The organism is Pseudomonas viridiflava, from assembly GCF_001642795.1.
Taxonomy (GTDB): Bacteria; Pseudomonadota; Gammaproteobacteria; order Pseudomonadales; family Pseudomonadaceae; genus Aquipseudomonas; species Aquipseudomonas viridiflava.
Map to the genome: position 1 here is coordinate 59,959 of NZ_LKEH01000015.1, position 11,626 is coordinate 71,584.

Sequence of the window (11,626 nt, forward strand, 5' to 3'; positions counted from 1 at the left end):
GGCGGCGGGCGGTTTGACGGTGTCGGTTGCGTGGCGATCAGGTGCAGGTCAGCTCTTGCAAGCGATAGCCATCGGTCTGCGGCATGCTTGCTGGATCAATGTGCAGTTGGCATTGCGGCTCGCCTTGTTCGCCCCAGCGCACGTCAAGGGTCTGCGGTCGGGCGTCAGTGGCGATCAGGACCTGCCCACCCTGGCCGGCAATTCCCAGCGGCTTTCCGGTTGCATCGCTGATCCGGGCTCCGAATGGCAACGGCTGACCGCCGGCGGTCCGGGCGGTAATGATCAGTCGCGTGACCGTACGGGCAGCAAAGGTGGTCTTGATCACGGCCCCTCGTGTGGGAACCACTTGAGCGCTGCCGTTTTCGATTTCGACTTCCGGGCCGAGCTGATCGGTCTGCAGAGCAATCTGGTTGTACCTGTAGGGGCGCAGATAGGGGACCAACGCGTAGCCCTGATGGTTTGTTTCGACCCCTGTGGCGTTGAGAATGCCGACACCTGGCGTGCCAGGCACTTGCACCAGCGCAATGGTGTCGCCCAGATTGGGTCCCAGCTCGATGCCGTCGGCGTGGAGCAGAACGGCGCCATTGGCGTTGATCGATGTGCTGCGATAACCGGTACCTTGAGTGACGCCTGCACCAACGCTGCCGAAAGCGGCCTGGTAGCCTGCCGAAACCCCGACGCTGCGTTGGTGCCCGTCGTCACTGCTCAGGCTGGTTCGGTAGCTGAGGCGGTTATCGTCAAGGCTGCCACTCAGGCTCGCTCTTTGACTGTGACGGCTGCCGCTGCTTTGCGTATCGAACGTGACATTGCTGGAATGACCGATGTCCAGAGGCATTGACAGACTGAGACCGATTTGCCGATCGCTGTTGCGATTGCGCCCTTCGCTCAGCGATTGCGAGGCATACAGGTTATAGGTGATGCCGGCATATCGAGTGTTGAAGTTGAATTGATACTGGCGTTGCTCACTCCGGGTACCCCAGTAGTCCTGTTGTGACAGCGTCATGCCGAGGCTGCTGCGTGACCCGATCCGTTGATGAATGGACGCTTCCAGACGGCTGCGTCTGCTGCCGCTGAACGTGCTGCGCTGGTCGCGTTGGCGCACCGCTTCGTCGAAGTCCCGATACCCTTCGGTGGAGTAGCGATAACCCGCGAAACGCAGGCTTGTGTCGGTCGCGAATGCCTTGCCGTATTTGATCGCATAACTCATGCCTTGCACGCTGCTCTCATCAAGCCTGTCTGTTTCGGCACGCGAATGGGTGAGGTCGAAGGCCAGGGCACCCAGCTGTCCCATGTCCCTTGATATTCCGAGCGCTCCGGCGTGATAGATATCACTGGTCATCAGGCCACCATAAAGCGTCGAGTTCCAGCCGATACCCATGGCCAAAGTGCCTTGCCACAGCCAGGGCTGTTCGCTGTCCCGAGCGCCGTTGTAACGTCCGAGCGCAGCGCTGTACCTCCATACGCCTTCGCGCAGCAGATTGCTGATCGTGGCGTAGGGCTGGATAAAGCGCCGGACCTGCCCATCAGCCTCGGTCAGCACGACTTCCAGTTCGCCGCTGCCTGCAGTGGTCAGATCGTCAATCACATAAGGGCCCGCACTGACGTAGGTTGAATAGATCGGATAGCCGTTTTGAAGCACTTCCAGTTTGGCGCGGCTTTGTGCAACACCACGGATCACCGGTGCGTAGCCTTGAAGCGCATCCGGCAGCATTTCCTGATCGGTCCTGATGAGCGCCCCTTCTATCGGCACGCTTGCGAAGACGTCACCTGCGGTATAGGTCTCGCCCAGGGTCAGATTCGCATGAGTACCTGGCAGATCCCGCTGTGCATAGGCGTAGGCCCGTTTCCATTGGCGGCCTCCTTCTTCATCGTGGCGTATGCTTTGATTGCTGCGCAGTCGCCAGGCACCCAGATTGATCCCGCTATTGAGGTAGAGGTCAGCGCTGTTGCGGCTTCCGGTATGGGTTGCGGTGCTTTGCTGGGCTGACGCCTGATAGCTGAAAAACGCAGCGTTGATACCATGATCCCAGAGGGCTGGATCGACCTGGCCGATCATGTCGCGGCGCATGGCAACCTGCGGGACGGAGAGTGACAACTGGAGCCTGCCGCCGTCGAATTCGATTTGTGATCCCGGGACCAGCCGCAGCAGGTCGACGCACTGCTCTTGCAACAAGGCAGGTTCGGCAAGGCTTTCAACCCGAAGCCCCATCTGTTCCAGCATTGGGCTGGAGAAACAGGGCACAAGACCTTCGCCCGTCGGCCGTTGGATAAAACGGATCTGTCTCTGGCCGAAATAGCGCGTGTTCACGTAGATCTCTATCCAGTAGCTTCCCGGGACCAGATCCTGAGTGTCGGTGAGCGAATCGAGCGCCTGTACCCCGGCATCGCTGGAGTAACCGGGGCCCTGACGCAGGAAGCCTGACTGGAACTGGAGCGTAGCCGCAGCACTGGAACTCGGCTTCAGGATCAAGGCACCGCTTCCGCATACCAATAACAGGCGCATGAAACGCAGGCGCACCGGTATGAGCCCGGATTCGGGTAATAGCGTCATTTTCTATGTCCTGGAGGTGAATCCAAAAAAGGCCGACTCAGGGTGTCAGCGGGGCAGGGGCGGTCCGTGGTGTGCTGTAACCGCCGTAATCGTTGATTGCTGAAAACACTACTTCTACGCCTGGTGTCGCGTAGGTCTCCTCCAGCAGGTAACGTTGGGTCGAAAAGGGGGCGAGCATGGCGGCCTGCCTGAGCTTTTCAGTCTTGCCGCTGCCATTGACTTCCAGACGAATGAACGACACGTGAAAAGGCGTCGGATTGGCGGCAGTCAGGTAGGTTTTTCCCTCCAGACTGCTGATCGACCATTGCAGATCCTTGAGCCGGGAGATGGGGTTGTCCTTGAGCTGCGCAGGCCGATAGAACAGTTTCAGGCGTGTGCGCAGTGCGATGTTCAGTACGTTGCCTTGTGACGCGTCGGCCTGTGGGATTTCCTGGACGTTGAAGAAAAACAGCGATTCGCGATCATCGGGCAGATCATTGGGCAGGCCGTTTATCTGCACCTGCTGTTCCTTGCCGGGGTTGAGGCGAAACAGCGAAGGTGAGGGGGCAAACGGCACGAGTGAGGTGGCGTCGTCCGCCTGGGTGTTGACCCACGTCTGAACGGCGAAAGGTCGATTGCTCGGGTTGGAAATGATGACCGAAGTGCTGCGCTTGTCGCTGGCAAATACCACGCGAGTTGCATTGACGGTCAATGCCGCACGAGCTTCGTGCATGAAAGCGGTGAGCATGAGCAAAGCCACGCAAAGCGCACGTGCACGGCCTGGAAAAACCTGCTGACGGGTTACGCCGATCATTGGATTTACCTTGTGCATCCAGACCTCAGGAGGTCTGGATGCATTGACGATGTTTCAGGTGGATGGTGCGTGGACGACCATGTCGGAAGCCAGCGGGCAGATCAGTTGATTGCAACGACGAACTGCACGTCTGCCGAGGCCGTACCCGCAGTGACTGTGGCAGCGGTCGAGCGGTAGTAGGCATCGAATACCATGTCTGTGATGCCGTCCTTGATCAGCGGGTACTCGGCAGATTCCGCGCCGGGGGCGACAGCCGCGCCGGTGTGGTCCTTGATCACGATGGCCACGCCGGTCGCTCCATCCGAGGTAGGGGTAACACCAAAATAGCTGCCAGAGGTGTCAGCAGTACCGTTGAATGTCACCTTGGCGACGTCATCGACGCCGGTCAGACCGCAGCTGCCTTTATCGTCGATGCGCAGGGCAAATCGCTTGCCGCTGTATTCCTGGCCCACGCCGGTAAAACGGCTGGCGTCGACCGAACCCATTTTCACCAGATTGCCCACTGCGCCGTCGCCGGGATTGACGACTTCAATCGGGCAGGTACTGCTGGTGATCTTGCCTTCGAAGTTGATTGTGCCGGTATTGGCCGATGCCGACGCTGCATAAAGTGCGGCGGCCACGGTCAGGCCCAGTGCGGATACTGTTTTTTTCACGGTAAGAACCTTATGGCGAGGTGAAGTGTAGAAAGTTTTTTGCGTTATATGTATCTATTTATATCAAGCGGTATGGCGTTTTTATTGCGTGTCATGACGGGGCGGGATTCTAGTGCGGGAAATTTGATTGATAAAGGGGCGAGTCTTACTTGGTTGATGACTGTGTCTGTAAGAACTTTCCTGCTGGTTTTTTAAAGGGAAATAGATGGCATGTGACGGGTTTTTCTATTTCTTTTCGTATGTGGATATTTCTCGTTGAAAAACAAGGCAGCCTGGAAGTTGTAGGTCGTTGCAGTCATGAGGACTTAACTGCAGTTTTTGTAATGGTGGCAGGGCAACATCGATTATTAGAAGTTGTTTCAAGAGTAATCTGTAGTGAGGGTTTGAGCAGGCGGAAGTGCTCGCTCAGAGCACTCCGGCCATTCCACCTTTTATGTGATCATGCCCTCACTGGGTAGGCTTCATGTCACAGCAAGCCCGTAGCGTTGCGTCACATCAGTTGTATCCAATCATTCTGATCCCATAGTTCAGTTTGCCGTTCGCCGGGAACTGCTCTGCGATGACGAATGTCGGCTGGATATTCTGACCTGTGACTGCCATGGCTGGCACGTTGTTCAGTACCGGTTGAGCGGCTCGATTGGCGCTGGCTGCGGTCCGCGCACCGCTGACACCGGGGTTACTGCCTGACACTTTTATCGGCAGCGTGTGCAGCCTTGAAGCGCTCATGTCTACGTTAATCGCCATGAACTGAGGTTTAAGGGCAGCTCTTGGTAGAGTGATGACATCGCCGAGACCGCTTCTCAGGCCGTTCGAGGTTCTCGATGCAGCGCCAAGCGATCCCGCGTTCGACTCACTCGCTGCCATCGCTGCGACGCTTGACGATAAGCTGCTTCTAGCTGCCGTCTGCGCGGCTGCCGCAGGCGCAATAGCCGCTTTGACGGCACTTCTGACTGTGGAGGCGATTGCACCGCCGCCTAATGTGAGAGGTATGGTTGCCAGACCCGCGTACATGCCTGCATCGCGCCAGGTCTTGTTGTTGGTAGCAGCGCCATATACGCTGGCCGCAGTTGACGCAGCCTGCGCCACCGTGCCCAGAGCGAGTATCCCGGTGGCTATTGTCGAGGCTGATGCGGCACTCATCGAGATCCCCATTACCGAGACAGGAACCGTTACCGGCGCGGTTGCTCCAAAGCTGGCAACTGTCGCGTAGGCACCCGCTATGGTGAATACGACGCCCACACCCAGCATCACCCAGTCCACCACTCCAAAACCACCACCAGCGGAACTTCCCGGCACCACATTTTCATCCGGTCGACGCAACCGGCCACTCTGGTTGGCTGCGTCGTGTCCGGTGGGGTCACGCAGGGCAATGGGGTTGCCCAGGCAGTAGGCATAAGGATTGACCCCGGCCTCGCTGAATGGACTCATGAAGTCCGGACTGTGAAAACGCATCAGGGCCGGGTTGTACGCCCTGTAGCCGTTACCCAGCAGGTACCAGCCGGTGGATGGCTCACGCGATTCGCCGTTGAACCCATGAAGTGCGAGAAGCGGCTGGTCCGGCGGCTGCTCCCCGTAGGCGCTGTAGACCGCCGTTCTCAACGTGTCTTGCTGGTATTCACCGAGCACACTCCGGTTGGCGTCGGTGAGCAACAGCAGTGTTTTTTGCGGGTCTTCCGTCGTCTGCTGGCCCAGTGGTTGCTCGTCGAGATAAAGGTGCTGGGTGCGGTGACCGTCCTGGACATGGCTGCTTTCCTGATGCCCCTGATAGAAGTGCAGCGTTTCACTGGCGCTGCCGTGTCTGGACGTTACGAGGTGATCATGACCGTCATACGCATAGGCGCTGACTGGCTCGCCCTCGGAGCCATGAACACCCACGAGACGATTCTGGCTATCGTACTCAAGCTTCTGGCCTCGCTCGTCATTGAGTTGGTTGCCGTTCAGGTCGTAGGTGAACGACGGATTCGGTGTTGCCCTTGCAGGCATGTACACAATACCTGTCAGCTGGCAGGGGTTATCAGTGTCATACGAGAACATGGCGAGTTCGAGCTTGCCATCGGCAAATTCGGCTTTGCTCAGCGTGATGTTGTCCAGAGCATCGAAGCTGAACTGTTGTTTCGTGATCTCGCGACCCATGACATCTTTGGGGAGCGTGGCGCCTGAACAGCGATAATCGTCAAGACGTCCCCTGGCGTCGTACCTGAACTCTTCAAGCAGCAGACTGGTTCCGTCGTTCAGGTGAAGGTGTCGGCTCTTGAGCAGATTGTCCGCTTGCCATTCCTGACGAATGTAGCGCGCGGGCTGTTCGGGGAAACACTGCGTTCTGAGGGTTTCCCTCCCTTGATCATCGTATTCAAGTGCCGTGCTTAACACGGTCGATGCGTTGATGTCGGTCGTCAATATCAGCTGAACGCGGCCCAAGTCGTCGTAGCCGAACTCTGCAACAAGATTGCCCTGCTCCAGCGTTGCGATTCGACCGAGCGTGTCATAGTCATACTTTGTCTCGATAGATAGGGTCGTGCCGGGAATCTGCTCGCTACGTTTTATAGGGCGTCCCTTTGATGACGACTCGTGAAAGGTTGTCCAGTCGTTGCCCTGCTTATCGGTCCATGCCTCACGCTGCAGGCGGCCGAGCGCGTCATAGTGGTAGGTGCGTTTACCCTGTTCGTTCTCTGCAAGAAGCAGGCGGGCGCTCTTATCGTGGTATTCGAAGCGGGCCCTTTCATCCGGCGCAGTGCTGGTCAGGGCCTGATGCGTCAGTGTCGGGTTGTAAGTGAACTGTATCGTGTCGGTTTTGCCGGTTGTTCTTGCCTTGATCTGTGATCGGCCATCCTCGTAAGTGAAGGTCTCGATCCGGTTGCCAATCCGGGTCTGCGTCAGACGCTGCAGTCCGTCGAATACCTGCTCACCTGCCAGCGTCCGGGTCGTGCCGTCGGCGTGAATGACTTCAATTTTTTCCGGCAACTCGGCAGAGCTGTGTACGGCGTAACTGCGTTCGACCACGCTGGTGTCGGGCAACGTTGTCGTGATCATGCGCGACCATGCATCGTAGCGGTACAACGTTTCCTGCTGCAGTTGATCGATCTGCTTCGTACAGCGTCCCAGGCCATCGTATAAAAAGGTCTGAGTGCTGGCTGTCTCTCCATCGCCGTTCTGGCTGATGATGCGGTCCGGTTTGCCGAACAGGTTCAGCCAGGTTTCCTGGCGACCGGTAATGAGCGGTTCCGGCTCGGCGCTTTGAACCCAGCTGCGCAGAATCGGGCTGGCGGATTCTGCGCTGCCGACGGGATCGAACAACTGATGGGTCTGCACACCATCGCTGCCGATAACGCAGCGTTGTTGGTTCCAGTCGTCATACAGGTAACGGTTGGTGAGAACGAGCGGTTGATCATTGTCGCGATGGTCGTACACGGTCTCTGTGAGCATGTTGCTCCAGGCGTCGTAGCAGGCCGAATATATTTGCTTCGGGGCCTGGGGGGTATTGCTGTCGAGGTTGTCCCGAGCCTCGAAGATGATCCGGCCCATTCCGTCCACTCGGGTACAGGTCTTTACACCCAGTGCATCGGTCATGACCTGTTCGGCCTGATCTTCAGGTCCCGCGCACAAGGTGTACTGGTAAGAACGGCTGGCCTCGAAGAGCGGCATGCCTGGCGCAGTCGTTTCAAGAATCACTCTTCTCAGAACGTCGTACTTGTAGTGAATCTCCACACCATCGGCAAGGCTCATTTGCTCAAGTGCCGTCTGCAGTGACTGCTGGCGCAGGCTCGTCTTGGTGGCTTCATCGAAATCGTTGCTCAGGCACTGTTTAGTCTGCAAGGCTTGCAGGCCCGTCTGCTCACTCGTGATTTTTTCGTAATCGTAGGTGATAGAGGTCGATTTTTTATTCAAGGTTTGAGTCTGACGCCGGGTGCGCCCATGCGAAAATGGTTCCTCCAGAGCGTGAAAATACTCTTTGCGGGTCCGCTGCAGCTCCAGCTCATTACCGTTGCCGTCAGCGTCCAGGTGCACCATCGTCTCGGTGACCGGCACGATCCATTCAGGCATGTCACTGCCCTCCAGCGCAGGCAGTGCTGTATAGGTGTAACGCGTACTCAACGTCGGAGCGCCACCCTGACTGGACTTCGCGGGTGTAATGGTCTTTTCCTTCAACTGACTGACAAAACCTTCGGGGTTGGCGGGGCAGCGTTCGCTGCCGTCCGGGCTTCTCTCGCCTTGCGCTGGATACCATGTCAGGTGTTCGACGACTCCGTCCGCGCGTGCCTTGCTCTGCAGGTTGCCGTCAGGGTAGTAGGTGTGGGTGACTGTCTCCTTGCGTATCGCCGACTCACCCGACACGGTCCACTCTGTAGTGATATCACGGGGCATCTGGCAATCGATGGGTTGCTGTTCAAAAGGTTGGCCCGGTCTGATGTTGTAGTTCGTACGTAACGTCTGGGTATGGTTGTTCTGGGAGGTGACTTCCAGCGTCTGCAGATGAAACCGATTGAAGGTGCGCTGAACAGTGCGTGCGGGTTTGTCATCGATACACAGGCTTTCAGTGCAGACGTAGTCGTAGTCCTGAAGGGTTTTGAACAGGTTGTCCAGGCCGTCGTTTTCCCAGGCTATGGTAAGACCGGCACCCAGGAAGTTCTTGTCGCTGTAGGTGTATTCCACATCGACCGCAGATTGACCAAACCCCGGCTCAGTCCGGTGATGGGTAACTCTGGGCAGAGCGGTACGATGGGCACTGGCAGGAAATGTGTGCCCAGCGTCATGGTAGCTCAGGAATTCCCTTCCACCCGTCGGCGTGCGTACAGACACGATGCATAGCTGTTCGTGCCTGTAATCATGTTCGAACTCCCAGCTCGCCTCATTATCGGTAGGCAGAACAATGCGTTTCACGCGGTTATCGCTGTAACCGAGGATCAGCTTGTAATCGGTCAGTTGGCCATCCGTGCCTGAGTCAGGGTAGAGATCAATGCTCACCATGTTATCGCTGCGCGACACGGCAAGCAGTCTTTCACCGGCGTCATCCGTGATCTCTTTCAACCTGAACTGACTGTTGCCCGCAGGGGAATAACTGAGGTGCACGCTGTGCCCGGAGGGCGCAATGATCCGGGTGACGAGGGCAACCTGGGAGTCGCCGGCGCTGTGCACGGTCAGCAGTTCCGTGAGTCCGGATTTATGTGCCACACGAAAGTTTTTTTGGTCGACCCTATAGAAGTGAAACGTATCCAGTTTTTTCTCCGTCGCCAGCAGCTCGGTGCCGTTCGTGTTATCGATGCGGTACGTTTCACCGGTACTTAGAGACAGAATATGTCTACTGATATCGTAGTGCGAAAGTTCGAGGGTCCAGCCGTAGCCGTAGCCACTGTCCAGCATATTCAAGGGGCTGTAAGACAGCGTGGGTTTGATGTCCGGACCGCGCAAGTCATTGCATTTCAACTCGGGCAGATCGATCGATACGTTGTAAAGCCCGGTGCGCGGATCGACACCGCTTTTCAGGCTGCTCATGAAACTGAGCGCTTTGGAATGCACGGAACTGGTGGCTGCAGGCATGGAGGCGGACCTCTTTGATCGGGAAGAGACGAGTGCGCGGACGCCTGACAGTCTCTGATCCGTGCGCCTGGGCATTATTGAGCCTGCAGTGCTGAAGCCAGGCTCTTATTAACCCTAACAACCCTCCGCAGGCAGGCAACCTAGCAATTGTGCGAGTAGGCGGGGCAGTGGGCGCGGGGTAGAAATGCTCCACCCGCTGTCGTGAGCCTGATGCCCGCAGCGTTTCGTTCTTGAGTCGAGTACGAATGCGACAGGAGCCATCCGATATGACCCGCAATCTGCCTGCGCCAAAGGTGCCTGACCTGCAACAGCCTGGCAATTACATCGATCTGGCCAGGTTGGGCACCGCTGCCCTGACGACGTATGTCAGTTATCCGGGCATCGCTGACGGTGATTTTTTCTACCCTAACTGGCGAGGCTGCGGGGCTGCAGGAGAGGTTGTGGATTTCTTTGCAGATATGCAGCAGGTCATCAATCCAGGGCCCGAAGGCATGCTTCTGGAGATTGATAATGCATTGCTCAAGGCGCTGGATCAGGGCTGGGTGTTTTATTCCTATCGGCTCCTCGATCCCGCCCAGCCGAACGATCCGGGCGAAGAGTCCGCGCGGCTGTTTTTCTACGTCGGCGAGCGGTCGATGATGTTGCCTGCCCTGGCAGTCGCCCAGTGCAAGGAGTCTCATGACCTGCACCTCGATCCCGCGCTGCTGGAAAAGATCGATATCATTTCGATCGTGACGCCGCCTTATCGCGCCATGCTTGCGGGTGACAGGGTCACGCTCACGCTCGACCTTTACCTGGTTGAGGATTTTTGCCTGATCTCCCTCGTTCAGTCAAAAGAGGTGACCGAGGAGGATGTGGGGCAAACGTTGCTGTGGGTCATCGGTGTGACCGAGCTGTCGATGATCGAAGACGGTTTTTTTCTCATGCACTACAGCGTCGACTATGCGACACCCACGCAACCGACGGTGTCGCTCATTCAGAGGCTGTCTGTCGTCGCTCCTTCGCAACCTATGCTGCCCGCGTTGACGATTGAAGGATTCAGCGGTGGCTCGCTGGACCCCAACTCCTTTCCCGACGGCCTCACACTGGTCATCGAGCCCTATCCCGACATGCGTATCGACGACGGCGTGGTGCTGTACGCAAGCGGCGTGCAACAAGAGGCAGAGAGCCTGCGTACTGATCGTTCGAATCTCGACAGCGGCGTGCTGCAGTTCGATCTTCCGTATCAGTGGCTGCTGCAGAACAACGGCAAGGAAATCGAGCTTACATGGCAGTACGCGCGTGAAGGCCAGGCGGGCAGCGCCATTGCACACAAAGTAATGATCCGCAAACCCCTCGATCTACCGCCGCCGGAGATCGACGATGCCATTATCGACGGTGTGATCGAGAACGGCGTGGCGGGGCATATCTTTGCATCCAGCCTTGTCCGTGGAGCACGTGTCCGTATTCCGGACAGCGCCCTCATCGGTGTCGACGATACCGTGCGAATGCATTGGGACGGCTACGGCAATACGGGCAGCTTCATTGCCAGTCCTTTACCGGATGATCCCGGTTCATTCGATATTCCTGCCTCTGCCGTGCCTGCCAACATGGGGCGGCATGTCAGTGTCTATTACGAGGTCAAGCCTGTTTCGCAACCCTCGGGAATGTCGAAAATATTCGATCTGGAAGTCAGAGGGATCAAGGAAGGCTGGCCAGTGATCCAGATCAAGCGTCCACCTGCCACTGATGCGCGAATTCCATTGGGCAGCGTGCCTGCGAAGGGCGCCGGGCTTGATCTGGCCTCATGGGTCTATATGGCGCAGGGCCAGCGCGTACAGGTCAAGGCCACAGGCGTATTGCAGGCAGGAGGGGAAGAAAGAATCGACATTCGTACGGGGGCTGCCGAACCCGTTACCCCTACGGAGTATCAGGCGGGAGAGGTATCGGTAATCCTTCCCAAGGATTTTCTGGCGCGCCTGAAGAGAAACAGCGAGACCAACAGGGTTACGGTTGCCGTCAGCTTTGATGACGGGGCGACCTACGTGACCTTCCCCTTTATCGACTTCAGTGTGCTCGACTGATTCAACGCCTGACGCTTGGCTGGGAGAAAAC

General features: G+C 57.4%; 5 protein-coding genes. 1 reads left to right on the forward strand and 4 read right to left on the reverse strand.

The window, feature by feature from the left end:
• Positions 1-37: 37 nt before the first annotated feature.
• From AO065_RS00635 to AO065_RS00650, 4 genes are all read right to left on the reverse strand, one after another.
• Positions 38-2,551, reverse strand: a complete 2,514-nt coding sequence (locus tag AO065_RS00635; RefSeq protein WP_004882551.1) for a fimbria/pilus outer membrane usher protein — start codon at positions 2,549-2,551, stop codon at positions 38-40.
• 37 nt (positions 2,552-2,588) lie between these two features.
• Positions 2,589-3,344, reverse strand: coding sequence for a fimbrial biogenesis chaperone (locus AO065_RS00640; protein ID WP_004882550.1), 756 nt, complete (start codon positions 3,342-3,344; stop codon positions 2,589-2,591).
• A gap of 101 nt (positions 3,345-3,445) precedes the next feature.
• Positions 3,446-3,997, reverse strand: a complete 552-nt coding sequence (locus tag AO065_RS00645; RefSeq protein ID WP_004882549.1) for a fimbrial protein — start codon at positions 3,995-3,997, stop codon at positions 3,446-3,448.
• A 495-nt stretch (positions 3,998-4,492) separates the two neighbouring features.
• Positions 4,493-9,487, reverse strand: a complete 4,995-nt coding sequence (locus tag AO065_RS00650) for an RHS repeat domain-containing protein (protein ID WP_162234847.1) — start codon at positions 9,485-9,487, stop codon at positions 4,493-4,495.
• 485 nt (positions 9,488-9,972) lie between these two features.
• Here AO065_RS00650 and AO065_RS00655 point away from each other — a divergent pair, with 485 nt between their 5' ends.
• The gene (locus AO065_RS00655) at positions 9,973-11,595 is read left to right on the forward strand and encodes a hypothetical protein (protein WP_235811608.1); all 1,623 of its coding nucleotides are present in this window, start codon (positions 9,973-9,975) and stop codon (positions 11,593-11,595) included.
• Positions 11,596-11,626: the final 31 nt, after the last annotated feature.